Below are 25,782 nucleotides of genomic sequence, written 5' to 3' on the forward strand. Positions count from 1 at the left end.
CCCGCCCACCATCGCGGGACACGCTGCAAGTACGTCCTTGTAAGCTCCGTGGCGGCATCCATGCCGCCAAGGGTCCCGCGACGGTGGGCGGGCAAGGACCAGTCGAGTTGATCGGTGCCCAAGGTTCAGCACAGCAACCAGCAACCAGCAACCCTCGAAACCGCACGACGCGGTAGTTTCGTTCTTCAACGAAACCACCAGCCAACTGTCTAGTGCGGTGTCCTCGCCGCTTGCGGGACCGTTGGCGGCATGGATGCCGCCATCGAGCCCCCATGGACGGGTTAACGGCGTGTCCCGCGAGCGGTGAGGGCACCGCGCCCTCGATGCTGCGCGTTTGCTGCAGGACCCTTTCCCGGACCATCGCAGGACACATTCGACCAAGGGGAGCCTGGATCGTCCTGACGACGCCGATAGCGGCTGACCCACCGATGGCCCGGCGGTTGCCCGGTGCGGCATGTCGTACGCGCAACATTTCAATTCCTCCGCGCCGCCCACACCTGCCTTGCGCTTGCTCGCTGCGTTTGGTTGGCGCTCTTCGTCCGTTGCCCCCCAGGCATTGCAACGCAGGCTGGCGAGCAATCAGCGGCCGATGACCAGGTCCACTGGCACGCCTGCCGACAGTTCAACCATCACCGGCACGCTCTCGACATCATCTGCCTGACGCATCGCGTTGCCACTGCGCGATAGCCGTGCAAGCACCTGCACCTTTTCCAGCGACGACAGCGCGCGCGTCGGCATCGGGCTGTCGCCATCGTCCAGGGTGATGGTCAACGGGAGTTCGCTCAGCGCGTGTTTTTCCACTGCCACCGGCATCGGGGTGTCTGCTGCGCGTGCGATGACGAAGACGCTGGTATCGCCGGGCAATCCGGCGCGCTTGGCGAATGCGGCATCCAGCGTCACCCGCACCTGGATGCGTTTGCCGCTGGCTGCTTTGGTGGCAGGCGCAGCCGGTGCCTTGATCGGTTCCAGTTTGGCCTCCTGTCGCGCAGCATTGAGCTGCTCGAGCAGGCCGGGCCGGGTGGCGGCGTCGACCACGCTCAGCAGCGGTTCCCAGGTCTCGCTGGCCTTGGCCGGCTGGCCGGCCTGGCGCTGCACCACGCCGAGAAACCAGCGTGCGCGTTGATGGTCCGGCTGCACCGCCAGCGCGTGTTCGAGCAGGCGCATGGCCTGCGGGTCCGGTCGCCCGCTGTCGTCGGCGAGCATGCGCGACTGCGCGGCCGCTACCAGCACGTCCGGCTCGTCCGGGCGCAGCGCCACCGCACGCGCAAACGCGTCGCTGGCCTCGGCGAATTTCTGCTGGCTGGACAGCGAGCGCCCCAACAGCACCCAGCCTTCGGCCTGGTCGGGGTTACGCGCCAGGGCGCTGCGCAGTTGCACGATGGCCTCGTCCAGGGTGCGTGGCGTGGCCGGGCGGTCGGCCACCTGCTCGATCGCCGACGGCGTGCCGACCAGCCAGTACAGCGACGCGCTTGCGGCAAGCAACAGCAGCGCCACACTGGCCGCCAGGCCGCGCGTCTGGCGCCACAGCGGGCGCAGCGCCACGCCGAAGGCGAGCAGCGCGATCACGGCAACCGCCAGGACGAAGCCGGCCATCACCACTCCTGCTCATCGGCGGGCAACGCGGGCGCGGCAGCGCTGCGTCGACGCACCAGCAAGACAACCGCGCCGGCCCCCAGCAACAACACCAGCAGCGGGCCGAACCACAGCAGCCAGGTGCGCGATTCCACCTGCGGGCGATACAGCACGAACTCGCCATAGCGGGAGACCAGGAACTGGCGGATCTGCGCATCGCTGCGGCCTTCGTGCATCAAGGCCAGGACCTCGCGGCGCAGGTCCTGCGCAATCTGCGCGTTGGAGTCGGCCAGCGACTGGTTCTGGCACTGCACGCAACGCAGCTCGGCAGTCAGCGCGTGGAAGCGCGCTTCTTCGGCCGCCGAGCGATATTGCAGCGGCGCCGGGTCGCCGACCGGCTGGGCCAGGGCCAGCCAGGGCAACAGCAGCAGCGTCAGCAGCCAGGTGCGCTTCATGGGCTGGCGTGCAGGTCCGGGGCGGCGGTGGGCGAGCGCTCGATCTTGCTCAGCATTGGAATCAGCTGGGTGTCGATGATGGATTGGGTGAGCATGCCGCTGTACTTCCAGCGCACCACGCCGCGCCCGTCGACCAGGAAGGTTTCCGGTGCGGCAGCGATGCCGAAATCGATCGCGGTGCGCCCGTCTTTGTCGGCCACCACCAACAGATACGGATTGCCCAGTTGTTCCAGCCAGCGCAGCGCATCGGCTTGCTCGTCCTTCCAGTTGTAGCCGATCACGCGTACGCGCTTGGTCAGCGCAAAGCGGCTCAGTACAGGGTGCTCTTCGCGGCAGGCCGGGCACCAGCTGCCCCACACGTTGATGATGTACGGGGCGCCGCGCAGTTCGCGCGCGTGCACCACGATGCTGGGGTCGTGCAGCAGCGGCAGCGCGAACTCCGGCGCCGGCTTGCCGATCAGGGCCGAGGGCAGGGCATCGCGATCGTCCTGACCGGAGCGCACCACCGCGTAGACCAGCAGCGCTGCAAGTGCGAGCAGCAGCACGATGGCGCCCACGAGGACCGCAGTGGGCAGGCGGGGCGAACGTGACTCAACCATCTTGGATCTCCGGAGAACGACGAAAACGCCGGTCGGCCGCGGTGACCAGGCCACCGAGCGCCATCAGCAGCGCCCCCAGCCAGATCCAGCGCACGAACGGTTTGAGGTGGACGCGCACCGCCCAGGCCTGGTTGCCCAGCGGTTCGCCAAGGGCGACATACAGGTCGCCGAACGGACCGGGACGGATCGCCGCCTCGGTCAGGGTCTGTCCGCCGCTGGCATAGCGGCGTTTTTCCGCATGCAGCAGGCCGACCGGCGCATCGTCCTTGAACACCTGCAGGTTGGCGCGGTCTGAAACGTAATTGGGCCCGCGCAGTTCTTCCACGGTATCGAAGTGCAGCGCGTAGCGGCCGATCTGCACCTGCTGGCCCGGCGCCAATGCGACCTCGCGTTGCAGGCTCAGCGACTCCACCAGCAAGGCGCCGGCCAGAAACACCGCAACGCCCATATGCGCCAGCACCATGCCCAGCATTTCTGCAGTGAACTTGCGCCCCTTGGCCGCGCGACGGGTCCACAGGAAGCGTGCCGTGCCAAGCAGTACCCACACCGCACCGGCCACGCCGATGGCGGTTTTCAGCTGGCCTTGCGGCGCCATCAACCAGGCCAGCGCGCCCGCAGCAAGCGCCAGGCCTGCCCACGGTGTCAGCAGCGCCAGCGGCCGCGAGGCCTGCTCACGCTGCCAGCGCGTGAGCGGGCCGAACGGCAGCAATGCCACCAGCGGTGCCATCAACACCACGAACAAGGTGCCGAAGTAGGGCGGCCCAACCGACAGCTTGCCCAGGCCAAGCGCATCGGCCAGCAAGGGATACAGCGTGCCCAGCAACACCATCGCGCAGGCGCAGGTCAGCAGCAGGTTATTCAACAGCAGCAAGGTTTCGCGCGAGCTGCCGGCAAAGGCGCGGCGCGGGTCGTTGCTGGCGGACATGCCCGGCGCGCGGATGGCGTACAGCAGCAATGCGCCGCCCACCACCACCAGCAGGAACACCAGGATGAACAGCCCGCGCGACGGGTCGGCGGCAAACGAATGCACGCTGGTCAGCACGCCCGAGCGCACCAGAAAGGTTCCCAGCAACGACAACGCAAATGCGGCAATGGCCAGCAGCAAGGTCCAGCTGGCAAAGCTGCCGCGTTTTTCGGTGACCGCCTGCGAATGCAGCAACGCGGTGCCGACCAGCCACGGCATGAAGCTGGCGTTTTCCACCGGGTCCCAGAACCACCAGCCGCCCCAGCCCAGTTCGTAATACGCCCACCAGCTGCCCAGCGCGATGCCGACGGTGAGCATCGCCCAGGCCACGTTGGTCCACGGCCGTGTCCAGCGCAGCCAGCGCGCATCCATGCGGCCTTCCAGCAGCGCGGCGATGGCGAAGGCGAACGGCACCGCAAAGCCGACATAGCCGCAGTACAGCATCGGCGGATGGATGATCAGACCCGGATCCTGCAGCAGCGGGTTGAGGTCAGCGCCTTCCAGCGGCACCGGAAACAGGCGCGCGAACGGATTGGAGGTAAACAGCAAAAACGCCAGGAACCCGATACTCACCAGCGCCATCACCCCGAGCACGCGCGCGATGACGTGTGCGGGCAACTGCCGCGACCACACCGCCACCGCGCCGGTCCACAGCGCCAGCACCAGCGTCCACAGCAGCAGCGATCCTTCGTGCGCACCCCAGACCGCCGAGTAGCGGTAGATCATCGGCAACAGGCTGTTGGAATTCTCGGCGACATAGCGCACCGAAAAATCCTGCACCAAAAACGCATGCGTCAGCAGCGCGAAGGCCGCAGCGATCAGGCCAAGCTGCACCAACGCCGCCGGGCGCGCCACCGCCATCCAGCTGCTGTGCCCGCGCTGCGCGCCGGCCAGCGGCAATGCGGCCTGCATCAACGCGACCAGCAAGGCCAGCACCAGCAGAAAGGTACCGAGCTCAGGCAGCATGCAGAACTCGATGTTGGCAGCAGGGCATCGCAGCGCGTTGCCGGGAGCAGGCCATCAAGCGCCGGAGAGGGCCGGACATAGGGGCGTTGGCGGAACACGGGTTTCCCGTCGCCGCGCCGCGCCCACTGTTGGAACCCGCCGGTCCTGTCGCAGTGTCACGTTCTTTGGTCAGCGCGCCCGCGCAGCGACGTGCTGCCTGGCGGAGCCGGAGCGCGAGGATCAACGGCCGGCAAGCCGCCGCCACGGTACGATCCGCGCCGCTGCGTTGAGGCTCCATTGCCTGCGTCTGCCGGTCTTCATGTCGGCCGCCATCGCTTCGGACCGTCACTGCATCACCTTGCCCGGGGCCACCTGATGCTTGCGATGCGCGCTGCCCATCTTGTCGGCCACTTCCTTCGGCATATAGGTCTCATCGTGCTTGGCCAGCACGTCTTCGGCCACGAACACGCCTTGCTGCATGCGGCCGGTGGCGACCACGGCCTGACCTTCGCGGAACAGGTCAGGCAGGATGCGGTCATAGCGCACCGCCAGCTGCGCATCGCCATCGGTAACGCGGAACTGCGCTTCCAGCGAGCCGGAAGCGCGTTTGAACGAGCCTTTCTCGACCATGCCGCCAAGCCGGAAGCGGGCGTGGTCGCCGGCGTCGCCGCGCAGTACCTCCGACGGCGTGTACAGATAGGCCACATTGCGCTGCAGGGCCATCGCCACCAGCGCGGTCGCCAGCCCGGCGGCCAGCACCAACGCCAGCACCAGCCATAGCCGGCGGCGACGTTGCGGGTTCATCGGCTCAGCTCCGCATCGCTGGGCACGCTGCGCTTGCGCTCGCGCAGGCGGCGCGCCTGCGCGATCTTCAGGGCGCGACGCACCTGCCAGCGGCCGGCGATCAGGTCCCACAGCAGCACCAGCACGAACACCGCGTAAGCGGCGATCACGTAAGGCAGATAGCTCATGCCGCGCCCTCGGCATCGCGCACGATCCAGGCCTTGCCGGCCTCGCGGCGCAGGTTGTCGGCGCGCGCGCGGGTGAGCAGCGACCCGGCGAACCAGAACTTGGTGCCGATCACCATCAACCACAGCGGCAGCAGCATGCTGGCATCGATGGTGGATGGGCCGAGCAGACGAATGCTCTGGCCCTGATGCAACGAGTTCCACCACACCACCGAGTAGCGGATCACCGGCAGCAGCGCCACGCCGACGATCGCCAGCAACGCCGCCGCACGTGCCGCCTGGCGACGGTCGTCGATGGCCTGGTACAGACCGATCACGCCCAGATACAGGAACAGCAGGATCAGCTCGGTGGTCAGCCGCGGGTCCCAGTCCCACCAGGCGCCCCACATCGGCTTGCCCCAGATGCTGCCGGTCAGCAGGGTGATCACGGTGAATGCCGCGCCGATCGGTGCGCAGGCCATCGCCAGGATCTCGCACACCTTGATGCGCCAGATCAGTGCGATCCCCGCATACACCGCCATCAACCCGAACACGAACAAGCTCATCCACGCGCTCGGCACATGGATATACAGAATGCGGAAGCTGTCGCCCTGCTGGTAATCGGCCGGCACTGCAAACAGCGCCTGCCACATGCCTGCGCCCAGCAACACTGCGGCCAGCGCGTAGCACCAAGGCGCCCAGCGCGCGGTAAATCGGTCGAAGATCGGAGGTGAGGCGACTTGATGGAACCAGCGGACGACGACGTTCATGCGATGGCGATGGCTCTTGGCATGGCGATGGCTTCTTGCATGGAGACAGCTCTCGGTACGACACCGCCGTACGACCTACGGTGTCCCATCAACGGCGCATCTGCAATATCGATCAGCTGAGCGAAATCCGGATCGCCGCCGCTGCCGCCAACGGTGCCAGCACGATACCGATCACCAACCCGGCGCCTAACAACAACAACGCACCCACCGCATCCTGTCCTTGCCCGCTGGCCGCAACGCTGCCGGCGCCGAACACCAGCACCGGCACATACAGCGGCAACGCCAGCAACGCCACGAGAATACCAGAGCGTTTCATCGTCACCGTCAGTGCCGCAACCACGGCGCCGAGCAGACTCAATAAGGGTGTGCCCAGCGCCAACGATGCCAGCAGCACCGGTAGTTGGTCATGTGGCAGGTGCAGCAATTCGCCCAGCAACGGTGTCACTGCGATCAACGGCAGCGCGCTGGTCGCCCAATGCAGCAGCACCCGCACGGCGATCAACCACGCCAGCGGCACCGGTGCCAGCAACCATTGCTCCATCGAGCCGTCTTCCACGTCGCTGCGGAACAGCGCGTCCAGCGACAACAGGCCGGCCAGCAGCACCGACAGCCACAGCACCGCCGGTGCCGCCTGCGCCAGCAGGTCGGGGCGGCCGCCCAGGCCCAGCGCAAACAACACCACGATCAACAACGCGAACAATGCCGGCTGCAGGGCGTCGCTGCGACGGCGCCACAGCAATTGCAGATCGCGGCGCAGCAGCGCGCGCGCGGCCTGAAGCAACGAGGGTTGTGGCGACGGCGTGCTCATGCCGCAGCCTCCAGGGTGAGCATGCGGGTGCGCACCGGCGGGGCCGCATAGGCGCCATGGGTGGTGACCAGCGCCGCGCCACCACCGCGCAGATGCGCGGAGATCATCCGGTTGACCAGGGTGATGCCATCCAGGTCGAGGTTGGCATAGGGTTCGTCCAGCAGCCACAACGGCGCAGGCGACAGCCACAGTCGCGCCAGCGCCAGACGCTTGCGCTGCCCGGCCGACAACTGCCGCACCAGGGCATCTTCGTAGCCGGCCAGCCCGACGATCGCCAGCGCGCTGCCGGGCATCTGCTTGGCACGCCGTCCATGCAGTCCACACAGGAAATGCAGGTTCTCCAGGGTGCTCAGATCGGCCTTCAGGCCGGGCAGATGCCCCAGGTAGGCCATGAAGCGGCTGCGGTCGCCGCGCCGGGCGGTCTTGCCGTCGATCTGGATCTGGCCCTGTTCCACATGCAGCAGGCCGGCCAGCACCCGCAGCAAGGTGGTCTTGCCGGCGCCGTTGTCGCCCTGCACGAGCAGGGCTTCGCCGGCATCGACATGGAAATCCAGCGGGCCGAAGACCGGCTCTTCGTTGCGGCTGAAAGCCAGCGCGCGCGCCGCCAGCAGCGGAGGCGCAGTGTGCAGCGGTTCGATCATCGGCGCAGCGGGCTCCCGTCGCAGGACGGCATAAGGAAGGGCGGGCAGGGCGCGCATTGTAGCGACGATGGCCGCGGCACGGGCGCGCTTCAGCGGCGCGATGTGTCCGGGAACGCTGTTTTGCGCCGGGCCTGGCGCACCCGCGCGGCCGCTTTGCGTACACTCGCGGTCCCCGATTGCTGACCGGACAGGCGCGATGCCCCTCACGACCAAGCTGCCCAAGGTGGGCACCACCATCTTCACCGTCATGTCGCAACTGGCGGCCGAGCACGGCGCGGTCAACCTGGGCCAGGGCTTCCCCGATTTCGCGGTGCCGCAGCGCCTGGTCGATGAACTGGAGGCGGCCATGCGCGCCGGCCACAACCAGTACCCGCCGATGACCGGCGTGGCGGCCCTGCGCCAGGCCATCGCCGGCAAGGCGCAGCGCTGCTACGGCGCGCAGGTCGATGCCGACAGCGAGATCACCGTCACCAGCGGTGCCACCGAGGCGATCTTCAATGCCATTCACGCGGTGGTGCGCGCGGGCGAAGAGGTCATCGTGCTGGACCCGGCCTACGACTGCTACGAGCCGGCAATCGATCTGGCCGGCGCGCGCGCGATCCATGTGGCGCTGCACCCGCAGACTTTCGCCGTGGACTGGGACGCGCTGCGCGCGGCGATCACGCCCAAGACGCGCCTGCTGATGATCAACTCGCCGCATAACCCGTCCGGCGCGATGCTCTCGGCCGCCGACCTGCAGACGCTGACCGAACTGCTGCGTGGCACCGATATCTTCCTGCTCTCCGACGAGGTCTACGAACACATCGTGTTCGACGGCCACCGCCACGAATCGGTGCTGCGCTGGCCGGAATTGCGCGAGCGCGCGTTCGTGATTTCCAGCTTCGGCAAGACCTATCACTGCACCGGCTGGAAGATCGGCTACGCCATCGCGCCGCCGGCACTGAGCGGCGAATTCCGCAAGGTGCACCAGTACAACACCTTTACCAGCTTCGGCCCGGCCCAGCATGCGTTCGCTGCGATGATCCGCGACGAGCCCGAGCACGACGAGCAACTTGGCGCGTTCTATCAGGCCAAGCGCGACCGTTTCCGCGAGCAGTTGCTGACCACGCGCCTGAAGCCGTTGCCGGTGCCCGGCGGGTATTTCCAGCTGGTGGATTACTCGGCGATCAGCGATCTGCCCGACACCGAATTCGTGAAGTGGCTGACGGTGGAGAAGGGCGTGGCCGCGATTCCGCTGTCGCCGTTCTACGAGACCGCGCCGCAAGGGCAACGACTGGCACGGCTGTGCTTCGCCAAGAACGATGCAACCTTGGATGCGGCGATCGCGCGGTTGCAGAAGCTCTGAACAGCTGGGATTCGGGAATGGGGATTCGGGAATCGTAAGAGCGGTTGGTCGCTTTTCGATCCGAATCTGCACTTGGCCCGATGACATAACGTGCTCACCAAACCGCTGTCCAATTCCCGATTCCCGATTCCCGAGCCTTCAATGCACGACCTTCGCATCTCCCTGATCCAAGGCGACACCCGCTGGCACGATCCGGCTGGCAATCGCGATTACTACGGCGCATTGCTGCAGCCGTTGGCCGGGCAGACCGATCTGGTGATCCTGCCGGAGACCTTCACCAGCGGGTTCTCCAACGACGCCATCGACAAGGCCGAGGACATGGACGGGCCGACCGTGGCCTGGGTGCGTGCGCAGGCGGCGCGGCTGGGTGCTGCCGTCACCGGTAGCGTGCAATTGCGCACGCCCGAAGGCGTATTCAACCGGCTGCTGTGGGCCACGCCGGACGGAGCGCTGCAGTATTACGACAAGCGCCATCTGTTCCGCTTCGGCAACGAGCATCTGCGTTATGCGGCCGGGCGCGATCGCCTGTGCGTGGAATGGAAGGGCTGGCGGATCAATCCGCAGGTCTGCTACGACCTGCGGTTCCCGGTGTTCTGCCGCAACCGCTTCGATGTCGAGCGGCCGGGTCAGCTGGATTTCGATCTGCAATTGTTCGTCGCCAACTGGCCGTCTGCACGCGCATATGCCTGGAAAACGCTGCTGCGCGCGCGCGCGATCGAAAACCTGTGCTTCGTGGCGGCGGTCAACCGCGTCGGCGTGGATGGCAATCAGCTGCACTACGCCGGCGATAGCGCGGTGATCGATTTTCTCGGCCAGCCGCAGGTGGAAATCCGCGAGCAGCCGCAAGTGGTCACCACCACCCTCAGCGCTGCGGCCCTGGCCGAGCATCGCGCACGCTTCCCGGCAATGCTGGATGCCGATGCCTTTGAGATCAGGGATTAGAGATTGGGGATTAGGGATTGGTGCAAGCAGGCAAGGCATAACTTTCCGCTCACCCGCCGTTGCCAATCCCCAATCCCAAATCCCCAATCCCGGCTACTCACCCAGCTTGATCTCGTAGATCTTCGGCCAACGCTTGCCGGTGACGAACAGTCGATCGTGCTTGGCGTCGTAGGCGATGCCGTTGAGTACATCGTTGCTGGAATCGGTAAGCGTGTCGGCATCGGGCACCAGCGCCTTCAAATCGATCCAGCCGATCACCTTGCCGTTGGCCGGGTCGATCCGCGCGATGCGGGTCGTGAGCCAGACATTGGCCCACAGCTCGCCCTTGACCCATTCCAGTTCGTTGAGATTGTCCAACGGCTTGCCGCGGGCGGTGACCTTGATGGTGCCGGTCTGCTGCAGCGTTTGCGGGTCCAGCCGGCGGATGCGGGAAGTGCCATCGCTCATGTACAGGCTGCGCTCGTCGCTGGTCAACGCCCAGCCTTCGCCGGCATAGGCGAAGTGCGAACGCGGTGTCAGCGTGGCCAGGTCGTAGACGAAGCCTTGCTGGTTGCGCCAGGTCAACTGGATCAGCCGGTCGCCCCAGGCCACGATGCCTTCGCCGTAGTAGGGCGCGGGGGTATTGGCTTGCTGCAGCACGCGGCCGGTCTCCAGCTCGACCTTGCGCACGCTGGACTGGCCCAGTTCGCCGGTGCTCTCATACAGGTACCCATCGAGATAGAACAGGCCCTCGGTAAAGGCGGCGGTGTCGTGCGGATAACTGTTGACGACGGTGTAGCCCCGGGTCGGAATCGTGTCGCTGCAATGCGCGAGCGAAGGCAGCAGCAGGGCGGCGAAGAAGAGTCTGTGGGCGATGTGTGACATGCACGAATGATCCCATGCCGGCGCTGCTTCTGCAGCGCGCTGCCATACGCGCGCCGGAATAATCATTCGCTGAACGCGGGTTGGAGAGCTGTCGTGACCTTGTCGCGGCTGCTACGTCGGCGCTGCTAGTCTCGCGCCACGTCCACCACCGGCTACGCACACATGATCAAGTCACTGTCTCTTTTCGCCCTGCTCGGCGCGGCAACGCTGGCGCCGCAGGCGCAGGCCGCCGGCAACATCGATTGCCAGCTGAAGTTCAACCTGTCCGGGTGGTCGGTGTTCTACAAGACCGCCAGCGGCACCGGCACCATCACCTGCGATAACGGCGCGGTCATTCCGGTCAAGATCTCCAGCAAGGGTGGCGGCCTGACCGTTGGCAAATCCAAGATCACCGGCGGCCGCGGTTCGTTCTCCGGCGCTTACAGCCTGAATGATCTGTTCGGCACCTACGCCGCTGCCGAGGCGCATGCCGGCGTGGTCAAGTCCAGTACCGCGCAGGTGGTCACCAAGGGTGATATCTCGCTGGCCCTGGCGGGTACGGGCGAGGGCGTCGATCTGGGCATCAACGTCGGTAACTTCGTCATCGAACGCCGCAAGTAAGCGCAGCCGGTAGCCTGCTGCGCTTGATGTCAGATGGGCGCGACAGCTACCTGCGCGGCATCTGAGCTGCGTGTCTTCGCGCCATCCGTGCGCGTCTGATGACCGATGGTTTGCGGTGTGCCTTGCGCCAGTTCACGCGCTTGCGCATCGTGCCAGTGGCGCGTGGCGTTCGACTGCCGCCTGCGTCGCTGCGATGGGCCTGGCGAGTCGGACTCCTGTCGCGTGGCATGCGAGGTCATCGTTGCTTCACTGCCGCTGCAATTGAACATGACGCGCAGCGCCATTGAGTGCACAAACAAAAACGGCCCTTTGCAGGGCCGTTTTCTTATTGCGCGTGCCGCCTCTTAGCGGCCGCGATTGCCGCCGCCTGGCGGACGACGGTTGCCGCCGCCCGGCGGGCGCCCACCCGGGCCGCCTGCGCCACGCGGTGCGCCACCCGGGCCACCGGGACCGCGATTGCCGCCCGGACCACGGTTACCACCCGGGCCGCCGGCGCGTGCACCGGTCGGGCGACCTGCTGGACGCGCCGCGCCGTACGGGCTGAAGCCCGGATTGGCATGATCGGACGGAAAGCTCGGTGCATTGCCCGGATGCCCGTACGGATGCTTGCGCTGACCCTGGCCCTGCGACTGGCCCTGTCCGCCACCGGCACCGCCGCGCCCGGGGCCACCTGCGCCGGGACGTGCATTGCCTGGGCCGCCGGCACCTGGACGCGCGCCACCCGGACCCTTCTTGGCATAAGGACGCGCCTGGCCGGTGCCGGGGCCGCTGGGGCCGGCATTGCGGTGACCGCTGGGGCCGGTGCTCACGCCATCGGGCACATACCAGCTACGGAACGCGGCCGGGTTGCCGTCCGGCAACGAGCGGTCCCCCTTGGCCGGGCCGCGCTGCTTGAACGGGCGCTGCTGCGACTGCTTGGCGGCCGCTTCGCCGCTGACGGTGAGGCCGCCCTTGAAGCCGCCGGGCTTGCCGCGACCGCGGCCGCCACGATCCTCGCGCAGGTTGTCGAAGCGACGCAGCTCGCGGCCTTCATCGGCGCCGGAAGTCTGGCCGTTGACGTAGGCGTTGCTGCGCCCATCGCGCGAGACGTGCACGGTCGACTTGGCAGCGCGACGCTGGCCGATCACCGGCTGCAGCGTCAATGCCGACGGCGCGCCTTCTTCGAGCTTGAGTTCGGCGCGCAAGGCATCGACCTTGTCCTGCGCCACTTCCACCGACTGCCCGCGCAGCAGTTCGCGCGGCAACGAGATCTTGCCGTAGCGGCTGCGCTTGAGGCGACTGACCTGGCAGCCCTGCGATTCCCACAGCCGGCGCACTTCGCGGTTGCGGCCTTCCTTGACCACCACACGGAACCAGTCGTGCGAATCGGTGCCGCCGATGCGCTCGATCTCGTCGAACTTGGCGCCGCCGTCTTCCAGCAGCACACCGCGCGACAGGCGCTCGATGATGGCGTCGGAGACCTTTTCCTCGCCTTCCGGGGCGCGCACGCGCACCACGTATTCGCGCTCGACCTCGTAGGAGGGGTGCATCATCGCGTTGGCCAGCTCACCGTCGGTGGTCAGCAGCAACAGACCGGTGGTGTTGATGTCCAGGCGGCCGATGGCGATCCAGCGCGAACCCTTCAGTGCCGGCAGCGACTCGAACACGGTCGGGCGGCCTTCTGGATCTTCGCGGGTGGTCACTTCGCCTTCGGGCTTGTTGTAGATCAGCACGCGCGAAGGTTCGGTCAGCGCGCTGGCCACGAAACTGCGGCCATCCAGCTCGATCTTGTCGCCGCTGCGCACCGACATGCCGGTCTGCGCGACGGCGCCATTGACCTTGATCAGGCCATCGGCAATACGTTGCTCGAGCGCGCGGCGCGAGCCCAGGCCGGCCTGGGCCAGCACCTTGTGCAGGCGCTCTTCCAGCTTGGGCGCTTCGGGCGCGCTGTCGCGCTTGAGGGAAAGCTTGTTCAACGACAGCTTGCGGGGGGTGTCACTCATGTGTCTGGCTCCGGCCGACGCGCTCTGGGTCGGCCTCTGGGTCGGAATCGGCTTCGTCAACAGCCACGGTCGTCGTCGCGACGGCGTTGTCTTCGTCTTCGTTCACTGCATCCGCGCGCGTTCCCGGCGCGGTGTCGGGGTCGCCCTCACGGGCGTCGTCTGGGTCCAACGTGTTCGGGTCCTGCGCCGAGACAGGCTCGGGGTGCTGCGTTGTCTGCTTACGCGACGCATCCGTGCTGGCATCGTCATCGGCCGCGTCGGCGTGGTGTTCGTTTTCTTCGTCGACTGCAGTTGCGGTGCCGGCAGCCTGATCGTCGACATCGACATCGACATCCATCTCGGCATCGACGTGCGTTGCATCATCGGTGTCGCTGGTTGCGTCGGGCGTGCTGTCCGCTGCTGGCAAAACGTCCGCATCGCGGTGTTCCGGCGGACCGTCGCTCGGGTCGGCATCCGCGCCAACATCCGCCTCCGAGTGCACGCCGGCTGTCGCGTCGGTCGCTGCACCAGCCCCCTCCGCATCCGCCAGCTCCGCATCCGCATCCGGGCCCGCTTCGGCAAGTTCCGCATCCATCGCCGCCGATGCCGGCACCGCGCCATCCAGTTGCCCGTCGCGGTCCAGCGGCAGCTGCGGTTCCAGCTCGGCAATGTCCTTCAACTCAGACAATGGCGGCAGCTCGTCCAATCGCTTGAGCCCGAAATAATCCAGGAAGCCCTTGGTGGTGCCGAACAGCGCCGGCTTGCCGGGTACGTCACGGTGGCCCACCACGCGGATCCACTCGCGTTCTTCCAGTGCCTGGATGATGTTGCTGCTGACCGCCACGCCGCGCACCTGTTCGATCTCGCCGCGGGTGATCGGCTGGCGGTAGGCGATCAGCGCCAGGGTCTCCAGCGTGGCGCGGGTGTACTTGGTGCGGCGTTCGGTCCACAGACGGGCGACCCAGCCGTGCACATCGGCCTTGACCTGGAAACGGAACCCCGAGGCCACCTCGACCAGCTCCACGCCGCGCTCCGTGCAACCCTCGCGCAGCAGTTCCAGCGCGCGCTCGACGCTGCCGGGCGGCGCCGGCTCTTCTTCGGGAAACAGCCCCTGCAGCTGCGCCAGCGTCAACGGCTGGCTGCTGGCCAACAGGGCGGCTTCGATAATGCGGGTGATCAGCGCTTGATCCATTCGGTGATCGGCTTCAGATAGGTTCGTTGGCAGCGTCGCTGTCATCGAATTCGCTGGAGAATTGCAGCGGCGCATTGGTATTGCCCAACGCCAGCGACTTCACGTAGATCGGCGCCAGCGGCGCTTCCTGCACGATGTCCAGCAACTGCTCCTTGGCCAATTCGAGTAGCGCCAGGAAGGTGACCAGCACGCCGAGCTTGCCTTCTTCGGCAGTGAACAGCGATTCGAAACGGTAGAACTTGCCGTCGTCCAGGCGGCTCAGCACATCACCCATGCGCTGGCGCACGCTCAGCGCCTCGCGCTTGATCGCATGGCCGGTGAACAGCTCGGCGCGCTTGAGCACGTCGTACAGCGCCATCAGCATTTCTTTCAGTTCCACCGGTGGCGGCAGCTTGACCGCGGCGCGCTCGGGCAGATGCGCCTGCACCGGGGCGCTGTCGCGGCCCATGCGGGGCAGGGTGTCCAGGTCTTCGGCGGCCTGCTTGAAACGCTCGTATTCTTGCAGACGGCGCACCAGCTCTGCGCGCGGGTCTTCTTCTTCGCCGTCCTGGCTGGGTGGGCGCGGCAACAGCATGCGCGATTTGATCTCGGCCAGGATCGCGGCCATCACCAGATATTCGGCCGCCAGTTCGAAGCGCAGCTCCTGCATCACATTGATGTAGTCCACGTATTGCCGGGTGATCTCGGCCACGGGGATATCCAGGATGTCCAGGTTCTGGCGGCGGATCAGGTAAAGCAACAAGTCGAGCGGACCTTCGAACGCGTCCAGAATCACTTCCAGCGCATCCGGCGGGATATACAGATCCTGGGGGATCTGCAGTACCGGTTGCCCATGCACCACCGCCAGCGGCATTTCCTGCTGCTGTGGATGAGCGCTTGCGGCTGGCGGAGTCGCGACGTGCGCGAGTTCGGAATTCATCAGGTCGACATCGGGTCTTACGGTCGCCGGCCGCGGTCTTAAGCCGCGCCTGCAGGGCTTTGCCTTGAGTTATTGCGATCAATGTCGTGCCTGCTTCGGCACGATCCCACAAATTCACATCCGCCGGTCCGCATATCATCAGGCGCCGCGTGGCAGGCGGCGACGGAATAGCGAGGAGGTCGTCTACGCGAGCCGGCGGTGGGCAGCGATTCGGTCGTCGAATGAGGCATGGGGCCTGGGCCGACGGGCCGCTGCGTCCGGTTGCGTGTGCAGTAGCGCCAAGGGTAATGCGTGCGCGGGGGCGGTGTCCAGCGCTGACGCGGCTAGAATCTCGGCGGTGATCTTCAAGTCCTGGATGAGGTGGCATGTGTGGTACGTAATCGAAGGGTATGACGGGGCCGATGCACTGGCCGCGCGGCAGCAGGCGCGACCGGCGCATCTGGCGCGCCTGCAGGCGCTGGCTGCGGCAGGGCGGTTGCTGGTGGCAGGCCCGTGCCCGGCCATCGATGCCGAAGATCCGGGTCCGGCCGGTTTCAGCGGCAGTGTGGTGATTGCCGAGTTCGACGCCTTGCAGGACGCACGCGCCTGGGCCGATGCCGACCCCTATGTGGCCGCCGGCGTTTACGTGCGCACGGACGTCCGGCCGTTCCGCCGGGTCTTGCCATGAGCCGGGTCGAGCGGATTCGCCAAGCGTTGCAAGCGGCATTGGCGCCGACCGAGCTGGAGGTGGTGGACGACAGCCATCGGCATGCCGGCCACGCCGGCGCCCGCGACGGCCGCGGCCATTTCAATGTGCGCGTGATCAGCGCCGTCTTCGCCGGCAAGCCGCCGCTGGCGCGTCACCGCGCGGTCTACGCCGCGGTGGGAGAGATGATGCAGACCGACATTCACGCCTTGTCGATCGAGGCGATCGCGCCGGGCGAGGCTGGGTAGGCCAATCCGACAGACCGCTGTCGTAGGAGCGCACGTGGGCGCGACGGGCCTTACCGGTAAAGCCGTCGCGCCCCGGTGCGCTCCTGCGCAAGAGGACATTGCAAAGTTGGGCAGCGCCGGAGCGACCGACCGATTGGCAAGCCATCCTCCGCTCCCGATCCATGAGCAGGCCCAGCCATCCGCAACCGTGATCGCCGTTCACCTTCGTTTGTGGAGACGTGGGTGCGGGTTTGTTGCGTCGCAGCACATTCATTCACGCATTCATCACTTGCAGATGCTTGATCTGTAAGCGTTTTCACGGTTGTGAAGATAGGGGTTTACGCCTGCTTATGAAAACGCTTACAGTCCGCGCCAGTTTTGGGAAGTCGGTCGCGGAGGGCGACACGAATGGCCAAGGGTGCGGTCACCATCAAAGATGTCGCTCGGGAAGCGCAGGTCTCTGTCGCCACCGTGTCGCGTGCGCTCAATGGGCACGACAACGTTGCCGGGCCCGTGCGTCAGCAGGTCATGGACGTGGCCGAACGGCTGCGCTACAGCCCGCATGCGGCAGCCCGTAGCCTGAGCAGCCGGCGGTCGCAGACCCTGGGCGTGGTGCTGCCCGATCTGTACGGCGAATTCTTTTCCGAGTTGATCCGCGGCATCGACGGCGCGGCGCGCGCTGCCGGCCAGCACCTGCTGGTGTCCAGCTACCACGGCGACCCTGAAGCCCAGGGCAGGGCGCTGCGGTCGATGCGCGGGCGCGTCGACGGCCTGCTGGTGCTCTCTCCGTATGCCGAGCAGCCGGGATTTCTCACCGACAACCTGCCGCAGTCGCTGCCCACCGTGCTGATCAATGCCCATCTGCCCGGCGCCGGTTATCCGGTGCTGAGCATCGATGACCATGCCGGCGCCATGGCCATGACCGAGCACCTATTGGGTGCGGGCCATCGGCGCATTGCCTTCATCGGCGGGCCTTCGCTCAATTTCGATGCGCGCGAACGCCTGCGCGGTTTCCGCGACGCGATTGCCGGATTCGGCGACCAGGCGCAGGGAATCGAGTATGCCGGCGACTTCGACGAAGCCTCCGGGCATCGCGCCGGGCTGGCGATGCTGGCCGCCGGCGCATTGCCCGATGCGGTGTTTGCCGCCAACGACATGACCGCGCTCGGCTGCCTGTACGCGTTTGCGCAGGCCGAGGTGTCGGTACCTGGCGATGTGGCATTGGCGGGCTTCGACGACATTCCGCTGGCGCGCTTCGTCCACCCGGCGCTGACCACGATGCGGGTCAGCATCGCGCGTCTGGGCGAACAGGCGATGACCCGATTGATGCGGCTGGTGGAACTGCCCGGCCATGACGACGGTAGCCGCCAACTGCTGACGCCCGAGCTGGTGATACGGACTTCCTGCGGCGCCGGCGAGTCCGGCCCCTGACTTTCGCGGACGTTCTGTCCGCTCCCGCTGCTCCCCCGCAGCGGTCGTTCCTGCTGGTTTGCAACACCACAACAACAATCTGTACCGATCCCTGGAGGGACCAATGCGCCACCACCACCCCCATTCCGCCCGCCCGGCGCGCAAGCTGCTCAGCTGTGCCCTGGCCAGCTGCCTGCTGCTGGGCGCCGCGCCTGCATTTGCGCAGAGCACTGCCGCGACCATCCGCGGCCAGGTCAGCGTCGACTCCGCTCCCGCCGCCCAGGCGCAGGTGACGGCCACCAACTTGGCGACCGGCCTGACCCGCACCGTACAGGTCAGCAACGGCGGTTACTCGGTCGGCGGCCTGCCGCCGGGCTCGTACCGCATCGACGTCACCGCCAATGGTCAGACCAGCTCGCAGAATGTGACCGTGCAGGTCGGCCAGACGGCGACCTTGAACCTGGGCGTCGGCGGCGAGCCGGCCACGGCCGAAGCTGGTAACGCCACCACGCTGGACGCGGTGCAGGTCAAGGCGCCGCCGGTGCTGGTGGAAACGCGCACCTCCGAGAACGCCACGTACATCTCCAACGTGCAGATCCAGAACCTGCCGCGTGCCACGCGCAACTTCCTGGAACTGGCCGACACCGTGCCGAACGTGCAGTTCACCCGCGATGCCAACGGCACCACCAAGGTCCGTTCGGGCGCCACCTCGGCCGAAGGCACCAACGTCTATATCGACGGCGTGAGCCAGAAGAACTACGTGCTCACCGGCGGCGTCAGCGGCCAGGACTCCAGCCGTGGCAACCCGTTCCCGCAGTCGGCGATCGGCGAATACAAGGTCATCACCTCCAACTACAAGGCCGAGTTCGACCAGGTCAGCGGCGCGGCCATCGTGGCCTCGTCCAAGTCCGGCACCAACGATTTCCACGGCAGCTTCTTCTGGGACACCAGCAACGACGGCTGGCGCGAAGAGAGCCCGCTGGAGAAGAAGGCCGGCGTGCGCGACGACTTCGAGGAGACCCAGTACGGCGCCACCTTCAGCGGCCCGATCCTCAAGGACAAGGCGCATTTCTTCATCGCCTATGAGGCCAAGGAATACACCACCCCCAACGTGGTGATCCCCGGTTCGATCTATTCCGACCGCGTCGACCAGTTGCCTGCGCAGCTGCAGCCGCTGGTTGCCACCTACAGCACCCCGTTCAAGGAAGACCTGTACTTCGGCAAGATCGACTGGACCATCGGCGAGAACAACCTGTTCGAGCTGAGTGGCAAGTACCGCAAGGAAGACGAGCTCAACGATGTCGGCGGCACCTCGACCCTCGAGCACGGCAGCATCAACGGCCAGGAAGAAAAGCGCGCCAACCTGCGTTGGCAGTACAGCGGTGCCAACTTCCTCAACGAAGCCAACCTCAGCTACGAGAGCGCGTTCTGGAACCAGGCGCCGATCAACAACGGCACCGGTTATGTGCTGAGTTATGCGCCAGTGCGCGGCATCGAGGACGAAGTGCTGTCCGCGGGCGCCGGCAGCAGCTTCCAGCGCAAGGGGCAGAAGGGCTGGACCTTCCAGGACGACCTGACCTTGAACAGCCTGGAATGGCACGGCGCGCACACCGTCAAGATGGGCGTGAAGTTCAAGAGCATCGATCTGGATTCGACCCAGTTCAATCCGGCCAACCCGCAGTACTACTACAACATCCTCGGCGATCTCGAAACGCCGTACCGGGTGCGCTTCGGTGCGCCGCTGGTCGAAGGTGGTGGTTCGGTGGTGTCCAAGAACAAGCAGTACGGCATCTATCTGCAGGACGACTGGGAGGTCAACGAGCACTGGACCCTCAACCTGGGCGTGCGCTACGACTACGAAGAAACCCCTGCGTTCCTGGACTTCGTCACGCCGTCCGATGTGGCCGGTGCGTTGCAGAACTGGCCGAACCTGCAGAATGCCAACTACGACATCAACAACTTCATCAGCACCGGCAACAACCGCAAGGCGTTCAAGAATGCCTGGCAGCCGCGTCTTGGTGCCTCGTACGACCTGTTTGGCGACCAGGCCCACGTGATCTACGGCGGTGCCGGCCGTGCATACGACCGCAACATCTTCGATTACCTGGCGCTCGAACAGCTCAACAATTCGTTCAAGTCCTATAGCTACTACTTCACCAACCCCAACGCCCAGAACGGCCAGGCCTGCCTGGGCGACCCGTGCACCGCATGGAATCCGGCCTACAACACCCAGGAAGGGCTCGATGCACTGGCGGCGACCAGCGCTGGCGGCGGCGGGCGCGAAATCTATCTGATCGACAACAACATCAAGACCCCGTACTCCGACCAATTCAGCATCGGCATGCGCAACATGGTGCCGCTATGGGGCCAGGACTGGTTCACCGACGTGACCCTGAGCCGCATCGAAAGCCACGACGGTTTCGCGTTCGTGCGCGGTAACCGTCTGCCGGACGGCTCGTTCTTCCTGCCGGGTACCACCTCCGGTTCGCCGAACGACGGCCCGGACGGCTATAGCGCGATCGTGCTGGGCACCAATGGCGTGGAGACCCGCAACAACCAGCTCGCCCTGCAGGTCGAAAAGCCCTTCGATGAGGAATCCGGTTGGGGCCTGACCGTGGCCTACACCTATTCCGATGCCAAGGAGAACCGCCAGTTCGGCGAGCACTACGCGCTGGATCGCGAGCGCGTCCAGGACTACGGCTGGCGCGAGGCCGGTGGCATCGCCAAGAACCGTCTGGTGGTCACCGGCATCTACGAGCTGCCGTACGAGGTCAAGCTGTCCGGCAAGCTGTCGCTGGCCAGCCAGACCGCGCGCTACGGGCAGAACTGCGTGGCCGGCAACGACCAGTGCTACATCGTCCAGTTCAAGCCGGACGGCACGCTGGGCTACAAGGAGTTCAGCATTGCGGCCAATAAAGAATGGGATACCGGCGGCGGTGTCAAATTCAACGTCCGTGCGGATATCCTCAACGTGTTCAATTGGGTGAACTACGCCGCCTTTAACGGCGAGACCGGGACACTCGGTGACTTGAACACGGCTTACGGCACGCCAACCGGCGTGCTGGCATCGCCGATGCGGACCTTCCGGCTGGCCTTTGGCCTGAACTGGTGAGGACCCGACCGCCCTGGCGCAGGCCAGGGCGGTCGAACTCGGCGCTTGGATAGGGTAGGTTGGCGTGCGGGATGTAATCGATTACACAAGTGGGGGGCGGATGAACAGGGGCAACACATCGCGTTGGTTGATCGTTCCATTCATGCTGGGAGCGCTGTTGCTGGCGTCCTGCAAGCAGGCCGAGGAGCCCAAGGTCGCTGAAAAAAAGGCACCCGTAAAAGTGATCCTGATCGAAGCGCAAATCCCCCCCAAGCCGGTCAAACCGCCATTGCCGCCCCTGTTTTCGGACATCGAGCGACGCACCTTCCAGTTCTTCTGGGACACCACCAACGAACTCAACGGACTGGCGCCGGATCGATTTCCATCGCGTCCCTTCGCCAGCATCGCCTCGGTGGGGTTTGCGCTGACCGCGTATCCGATCGGCATCGAAAACGGCTGGGTCAGCCGCAATCAGGCGATCGATCGCACCCTGACCACACTGAAATTCTTCCGCGATGCGCCCATGGGGCCGCAGCGGACCGGTAGGGCCGGCTACAAGGGCTTCTACTATCACTTTCTGGATATGCAGCAGGGCAACCGCTACGACAGCTGGGTCGAGCTGTCGAGCGTGGACACCGCGCTGCTGATGATGGGCGTGTTGTTCACCCAGTCGTATTACGACGGCGACGACCCGCGCGAAAAAGAAATCCGCCAGATCGCCGATACGCTGTACAAGCGCGTGGACTGGCGCTGGCTGCAGCAACGCGCACCACTGATCTCGATGGGCTGGTTCCCCGAGAGCGGCTTCATCGACCACGACTGGATGGGATACAACGAAGCGATGATGCTGTACATCCTCGCGCTGGGCTCGCCTACCCATGGCGTGGACCCGGAGGCGTGGACCAGCTGGACGCGGACCTACAACAACGACTGGGGCGTCTACCAGGGGCAGGAGTACCTGTCCTTCGGCCCGCTGTTCGGCCACCAGTACAGCCATGTCTGGATCGACTTCCGCGATATCCAGGACCAGTACATGCGCGAACGCGGCATCGACTATTTCCTCAACAGCCGCCGCGCCACCCTGGCCCAGCGCGACTACGCCATCGACAACCCGATGAAGTGGAAGGACTACGGCGAGAACGTCTGGGGCCTGACCGCTGGCGACGGCCCGCAGAACACCAGCCAGGAATACCGTGGCGAACAGCGCCAGTTCCGCCATTACTCCTCGCGCGGCGCCGGCCTGCGCGAGAACTTCGACGACGGCACCATCGTGCCGTCGGCGGCGATCTCCTCGATCGTATTCGCCCCGGAAGTAGTGATCCCGGCCACCGAAGAGATGCACAAGCGCTATGGCGACTTCCTGTATTCCAGCTACGGCTTCCTGGATTCGTTCAACCCCAGCTTCAACTACGACATCCCGCTCAAGACCGGGCGCATGGTGCCGGACCGCGGCTGGGTGGCCAGCGACTACATCGCCATCGACCAGGGCCCGATCCTGGCGATGATCGCCAACTACCAGAACGAATTCGTCTGGACCGTGATGAAGAAGAACCCCTACATCCGCGCCGGTCTGGAACGCGCCGGCTTCACCGGCGGCTGGCTCACCCCCGAGGGCGAGCCGCAGCCGTTGCCGCAAAAGGACGAGCAGAAGGCCGCCGCACGCTCGCTGGGTATGGCCGAATCGCGTGCCGCCGCCGCCCAGGCCCAGCAAGACCCCTCGCAACGCCAAAAACCCGAGTAATCCGTGCGCCTTTTGAAACTGTTGATGTTGGCCGCCGCCCTGTGTGCAGGTGCGGCGGGATGTGACCGCTCCGATCCCGCCAAGACCACCGTGCGCTTCTGGGCCATGGGCAAGGAGGCCGAAGTGGTTGCCGAACTGGTGGCCGACTTCGAGAAGCAGAACCCGGACATCCAGGTCGATGTGCAGAACATCCCGATGACGGCGGCGCACGAGAAACTGCTGACCGCCTTCGCCGCCGACGGCTTGCCGGACGTGTGCCAACTTGGCAACACCTGGCTGCCGGAGTTCGCCCTGCTGGATACGCTGGAGCCGATGCAGCCGTACGTGGCGCGGTCCAGGATCGTCGATCCGCAGGATTATTTCCCCGGCGTGTGGGACACCAATCTGGTCGATGGCACGCTGTATGGCGTGCCGTGGTATGTGGACACCCGGCTGCTGTTCTATCGCAAGGATCTGTTGCGCGAGGCCGGTTACAACGAAATGCCCAAGACCTGGGCCGAGATGGAACAGGTGATGGCGGCGATCAAGCGCAAGGTCGGCCCCGACCGTTATGCCATCCTGATGCCGCTCAACGAGTTCGAGCAGCAGCTGTCGTTCGCGCTGCAGCAGGACGACCGCCTGCTGCGCGACCACGACAATTACGGCAATTTCCGCGGAGAAGGCTTCCGCAAGGCGCTGGGCTTCTACGACGGCATGTATCAGAAGGGTTGGGCGCCGAAGGTCTCCGAGACCCAGGTCTCCAACGTCTGGTACGAGTTCTTCAACGGTTACTACGCGTTCTACCTGTCCGGCCCGTGGAACGTGCGCGAGTTCAAGCTGCGCCAGCCGCCGGGCATGGAAGGCAAGTGGGGCACCGCGCCGCTGCCGGGACCCAACGGCCTGGGCGCGGGCATTGCCGGCGGCTCCAGCCTGGTGATCTTCAAGTCGTCGCAACACAAGGATGCCAGCTGGAAGCTGATCGAATACCTGTCGCAGCCCACGGTACAGGCGCGCTTCCACGCCATCATCGGCGACCTGCCGCCGCGTCGTAGCACCTGGAAGCTGCCATCGCTGGCCAACGACGAACTGGCGCACGCCTTCGGCGACCAGCTGGAGCGGGTCAAGGCCACGCCCAAGGTGCTGGAGTGGGAGCGCATCGTGCAGGAAATGCGCCTGGTGACCGAGCGCGTGGTGCGCGGCGGTCAATCGCACGAGGCCGCCGTGCAGGAACTGGACAAACGCGTGGACGAGATACTGGCCAAGCGCCGCTGGATCTTCGAACAGGAGGGCGGGCATGTCGGCCCCGCTGGTGAATCCACTTCACCTGCTGTTGGGGCAGGCGCACCACCAGACGCACCACCAGCCGCGACGCCGGCCGCAGCAGCGGACAAGGAGGCTGCACGATGATGAAGCGCAATTCCGTCGCCGGCTGGGTCTTCGCCGCACCGTCGATCCTGGTGCTGGGCATGTTCTTCGGCGTGCCGGTGTTCGCCGCGCTGGTGCTCAGCGTCACCGACTTCGATCTGTACGCATTGGCCGACAGCAGCCACCTGCGCTTCGTCGGCCTGGGCAATTACATCGACCTGCTGCAGACGCCGCTGTTCTGGAAGTCGTTGTGGAACACCACCTACTTCGTGTTGCTGGGTGTGCCGATGTCGATCGGCGTGTCGCTCGGTGCGGCCTTGCTGCTCAACGCCAAGGCCTCGCGCTTCAAGGCGCTGTTCCGCACCGCCTTGTTCGCGCCGGTGGTGACCACGCTGGTGGCGGTGGCGGTGATCTGGCGCTACCTGTTCCATATCAAATATGGCCTGGTGAACTTCGGCCTGAGCCATCTGGGCATCGCCCCGATCGACTGGCTGGGCGATCCGCGCTGGGCGATGCCGACCATCATGCTGTTCGCGGTGTGGAAGAACTTCGGCTACAACATGGTGATCTTCCTGGCCGGGCTGCAGGCGATCCCGCAGGACCTGTATGAGGCCGCGCGCATCGATGGCGCCTCGCGCTGGAAGCAGTTCCTGCATATCACCCTGCCGATGCTCGGCCCGGTGCTGATGGTGGTCGGGGTGATCACCATCTCCGGCTATTTCCAGCTGTTTGCCGAGCCCTACGTGATGACCCGCGGCGACCCGCTGCAGAGCACCGTCAGCGTGCTGTATTTCATGTTCGAGGAAGGCTTCAAATGGTGGAACCTCGGCCGCGCGTCGGCGGTGGCGTTCCTGTTGTTCCTGATCATCCTGGCGGTGACCACCGTGATGCTGCGCTTCGGCCGCAAGAAGGACCTGATATGAGTCGTGATGTCGGCCAATCGCGCTGGAACGGCGTGCTGATCAACGGCGGCTTGCTGGTGCTGGCCTTGATCAGCCTGGCGCCGCTGCTATGGATGCTGTCGGTGTCGTTCATGCCCACCGGCGAGGCCAGCCGGTTTCCGCCGCCGATGCTGCCGTCGGCGTTCACCACCGCCAACTACCACGAGCTGTTCGCGCGCACCGGCATGGCGCGCAACTTCGCCAACAGCCTGCTGGTGTCCGGGCTGATCACGTTGGGCTCGCTGCTGATCAACACCATGGCCGGCTATGCCTTCGCCAAGCTGCAGTTCGTCGGCCGCGAGCGCATCTTCAAGATCCTGATGGCGGCGTTGGTGATTCCGGCACAGGTGGCGATGCTGCCGCTGTTCCTGCTGATGAAGCAGCTGCACCTGGTCAACAACATCGGCGGGGTGGTGGTGCCGGCACTGGCCACCGTGTTCGGCATCTTCCTGGTGCGCCAGTACGCGCGCAGCATTCCCGACGAGTTGATCGAGGCCGCCCGCATCGACGGCGCCAGCGAGATGCGGATCTTCTTCCAGATCGTGCTGCCGATGCTCAAGCCGGTGCTGGTCACCCTGACCATCTTCACCTTCATGGGCTCGTGGAACGATTTCATGTGGCCGCTGATCGTGTTGACCGACCAGGAGCAATACACCTTGCCGGTGGCGCTGGCGGCGTTGTCGCGCGAGCACATCATGGACGTGGAATTGATGATGGCCGGCGCGGTGGTGACGGTGATTCCGGTGCTGCTATTGTTCCTGGCGCTGCAGCGTTACTACATCCAAGGTCTTCTGCTGGGGAGTGTGAAGGGGTGAAACC

General features: G+C 65.7%; 24 protein-coding genes. 11 read left to right on the forward strand and 13 right to left on the reverse strand.

Annotation, left to right across the window (positions count from 1 at the left end):
- Positions 1-579 precede the first annotated feature (579 nt).
- The 9 genes from FHY18_RS00005 to ccmA all read right to left on the reverse strand — a co-directional run bounded on the left by FHY18_RS00005 (position 580) and on the right by ccmA (position 7,701).
- Complete coding sequence (locus FHY18_RS00005) at positions 580-1,593, reverse strand: tetratricopeptide repeat protein (RefSeq protein WP_259148714.1); 1,014 nt, start codon at positions 1,591-1,593, stop codon at positions 580-582.
- Positions 1,593-2,027, reverse strand: a complete 435-nt coding sequence (locus FHY18_RS00010) for a cytochrome c-type biogenesis protein (protein WP_259148716.1) — start codon at positions 2,025-2,027, stop codon at positions 1,593-1,595. The genes FHY18_RS00005 and FHY18_RS00010 overlap by 1 nt, the downstream gene beginning before the upstream one ends.
- Positions 2,024-2,626 carry a DsbE family thiol:disulfide interchange protein gene (locus FHY18_RS00015; RefSeq protein WP_259148718.1) on the reverse strand — a complete coding sequence of 201 codons (603 nt, stop codon included), beginning with the start codon at positions 2,624-2,626 and terminating at the stop codon, positions 2,024-2,026. Before FHY18_RS00015 ends, FHY18_RS00010 begins: the two co-directional genes overlap by 4 nt.
- Positions 2,619-4,556: a heme lyase CcmF/NrfE family subunit gene (locus FHY18_RS00020; protein WP_259148719.1), complete on the reverse strand. Its 1,938-nt coding sequence runs from the start codon at positions 4,554-4,556 to the stop codon at positions 2,619-2,621. The genes FHY18_RS00015 and FHY18_RS00020 overlap by 8 nt, the downstream gene beginning before the upstream one ends.
- Before the next feature lie 324 nt (positions 4,557-4,880).
- Positions 4,881-5,339, reverse strand: a complete 459-nt coding sequence (gene ccmE / locus FHY18_RS00025; RefSeq protein WP_259148721.1) for a cytochrome c maturation protein CcmE — start codon at positions 5,337-5,339, stop codon at positions 4,881-4,883.
- Positions 5,336-5,506 (reverse strand): heme exporter protein CcmD, encoded by a 171-nt coding sequence (locus tag FHY18_RS00030; protein ID WP_259148723.1) that lies wholly within the window; start codon positions 5,504-5,506, stop codon positions 5,336-5,338. Before FHY18_RS00030 ends, ccmE begins: the two co-directional genes overlap by 4 nt.
- On the reverse strand, positions 5,503-6,252 hold the full coding sequence (gene ccmC / locus FHY18_RS00035) for a heme ABC transporter permease CcmC (RefSeq protein WP_259148726.1): 750 nt from the start codon (positions 6,250-6,252) through the stop codon (positions 5,503-5,505). Before ccmC ends, FHY18_RS00030 begins: the two co-directional genes overlap by 4 nt.
- Before the next feature lie 112 nt (positions 6,253-6,364).
- Positions 6,365-7,060: a heme exporter protein CcmB gene (gene ccmB / locus FHY18_RS00040; RefSeq protein ID WP_039420296.1), complete on the reverse strand. Its 696-nt coding sequence runs from the start codon at positions 7,058-7,060 to the stop codon at positions 6,365-6,367.
- On the reverse strand, positions 7,057-7,701 hold the full coding sequence (gene ccmA / locus FHY18_RS00045; RefSeq protein ID WP_046962697.1) for a heme ABC exporter ATP-binding protein CcmA: 645 nt from the start codon (positions 7,699-7,701) through the stop codon (positions 7,057-7,059). Before ccmA ends, ccmB begins: the two co-directional genes overlap by 4 nt.
- A gap of 196 nt (positions 7,702-7,897) precedes the next feature.
- On the opposite strand from ccmA, the gene FHY18_RS00050 reads away from it, so the two are divergent.
- Both FHY18_RS00050 and FHY18_RS00055 read left to right on the forward strand, forming a co-directional pair.
- On the forward strand, positions 7,898-9,046 hold the full coding sequence (locus tag FHY18_RS00050; protein ID WP_259148733.1) for a pyridoxal phosphate-dependent aminotransferase: 1,149 nt from the start codon (positions 7,898-7,900) through the stop codon (positions 9,044-9,046).
- Between the two features lie 141 nt (positions 9,047-9,187).
- Positions 9,188-9,988, forward strand: a complete 801-nt coding sequence (locus FHY18_RS00055; protein ID WP_259148735.1) for an amidohydrolase — start codon at positions 9,188-9,190, stop codon at positions 9,986-9,988.
- 93 nt (positions 9,989-10,081) lie between these two features.
- Here FHY18_RS00055 and FHY18_RS00060 read toward each other — a convergent pair whose 3' ends face one another.
- Positions 10,082-10,852, reverse strand: a complete 771-nt coding sequence (locus FHY18_RS00060; RefSeq protein ID WP_259148736.1) for a glutaminyl-peptide cyclotransferase — start codon at positions 10,850-10,852, stop codon at positions 10,082-10,084.
- 162 nt (positions 10,853-11,014) lie between these two features.
- Here FHY18_RS00060 and FHY18_RS00065 point away from each other — a divergent pair, with 162 nt between their 5' ends.
- Complete coding sequence (locus tag FHY18_RS00065; protein ID WP_046962693.1) at positions 11,015-11,452, forward strand: hypothetical protein; 438 nt, start codon at positions 11,015-11,017, stop codon at positions 11,450-11,452.
- 344 nt (positions 11,453-11,796) lie between these two features.
- Here the strand turns inward: FHY18_RS00065 and FHY18_RS00070 are convergent, their stop codons facing one another.
- The 3 genes from FHY18_RS00070 to FHY18_RS00080 are packed head-to-tail and all read right to left on the reverse strand — an operon-like array spanning position 11,797 to position 15,524.
- Positions 11,797-13,434, reverse strand: coding sequence for a pseudouridine synthase (locus FHY18_RS00070; protein WP_046962692.1), 1,638 nt, complete (start codon positions 13,432-13,434; stop codon positions 11,797-11,799).
- Positions 13,427-14,680, reverse strand: coding sequence for an SMC-Scp complex subunit ScpB (scpB, locus tag FHY18_RS00075; protein WP_259148737.1), 1,254 nt, complete (start codon positions 14,678-14,680; stop codon positions 13,427-13,429). The genes FHY18_RS00070 and scpB overlap by 8 nt, the downstream gene beginning before the upstream one ends.
- Positions 14,619-15,524, reverse strand: a complete 906-nt coding sequence (locus FHY18_RS00080) for a ScpA family protein (protein ID WP_046962690.1) — start codon at positions 15,522-15,524, stop codon at positions 14,619-14,621. Before FHY18_RS00080 ends, scpB begins: the two co-directional genes overlap by 62 nt.
- 367 nt (positions 15,525-15,891) lie before the next feature.
- Here FHY18_RS00080 and FHY18_RS00085 point away from each other — a divergent pair, with 367 nt between their 5' ends.
- From FHY18_RS00085 to FHY18_RS00120, 8 genes are all read left to right on the forward strand, one after another.
- On the forward strand, positions 15,892-16,191 hold the full coding sequence (locus FHY18_RS00085) for a YciI family protein (protein ID WP_046962706.1): 300 nt from the start codon (positions 15,892-15,894) through the stop codon (positions 16,189-16,191).
- Entirely contained in the window at positions 16,188-16,457 is a 270-nt protein-coding gene (locus FHY18_RS00090) for a BolA family protein (RefSeq protein ID WP_259148738.1), read from the forward strand. Before FHY18_RS00085 ends, FHY18_RS00090 begins: the two co-directional genes overlap by 4 nt.
- 387 nt (positions 16,458-16,844) lie before the next feature.
- On the forward strand, positions 16,845-17,867 hold the full coding sequence (locus tag FHY18_RS00095; protein WP_259148740.1) for a LacI family DNA-binding transcriptional regulator: 1,023 nt from the start codon (positions 16,845-16,847) through the stop codon (positions 17,865-17,867).
- A 103-nt stretch (positions 17,868-17,970) separates the two neighbouring features.
- Complete coding sequence (locus FHY18_RS00100) at positions 17,971-20,958, forward strand: TonB-dependent receptor (RefSeq protein ID WP_259148742.1); 2,988 nt, start codon at positions 17,971-17,973, stop codon at positions 20,956-20,958.
- A gap of 100 nt (positions 20,959-21,058) precedes the next feature.
- Complete coding sequence (locus FHY18_RS00105) at positions 21,059-22,678, forward strand: glucoamylase family protein (protein ID WP_259148744.1); 1,620 nt, start codon at positions 21,059-21,061, stop codon at positions 22,676-22,678.
- Between the two features lie 3 nt (positions 22,679-22,681).
- Positions 22,682-24,064 carry a sugar ABC transporter substrate-binding protein gene (locus tag FHY18_RS00110; RefSeq protein ID WP_259148746.1) on the forward strand — a complete coding sequence of 461 codons (1,383 nt, stop codon included), beginning with the start codon at positions 22,682-22,684 and terminating at the stop codon, positions 24,062-24,064.
- A complete protein-coding gene (locus tag FHY18_RS00115; RefSeq protein WP_011258869.1) occupies positions 24,061-24,945 on the forward strand; it encodes a sugar ABC transporter permease in 885 nt (294 codons plus the stop codon). Before FHY18_RS00110 ends, FHY18_RS00115 begins: the two co-directional genes overlap by 4 nt.
- Positions 24,942-25,778 (forward strand): carbohydrate ABC transporter permease, encoded by an 837-nt coding sequence (locus tag FHY18_RS00120; protein WP_259148750.1) that lies wholly within the window; start codon positions 24,942-24,944, stop codon positions 25,776-25,778. The genes FHY18_RS00115 and FHY18_RS00120 overlap by 4 nt, the downstream gene beginning before the upstream one ends.
- Positions 25,779-25,782: the final 4 nt, after the last annotated feature.

This window comes from Xanthomonas sp. 3793 (assembly GCF_024806835.1).
GTDB classification, from domain to species: Bacteria; Pseudomonadota; Gammaproteobacteria; order Xanthomonadales; family Xanthomonadaceae; genus Xanthomonas; species Xanthomonas arboricola_F.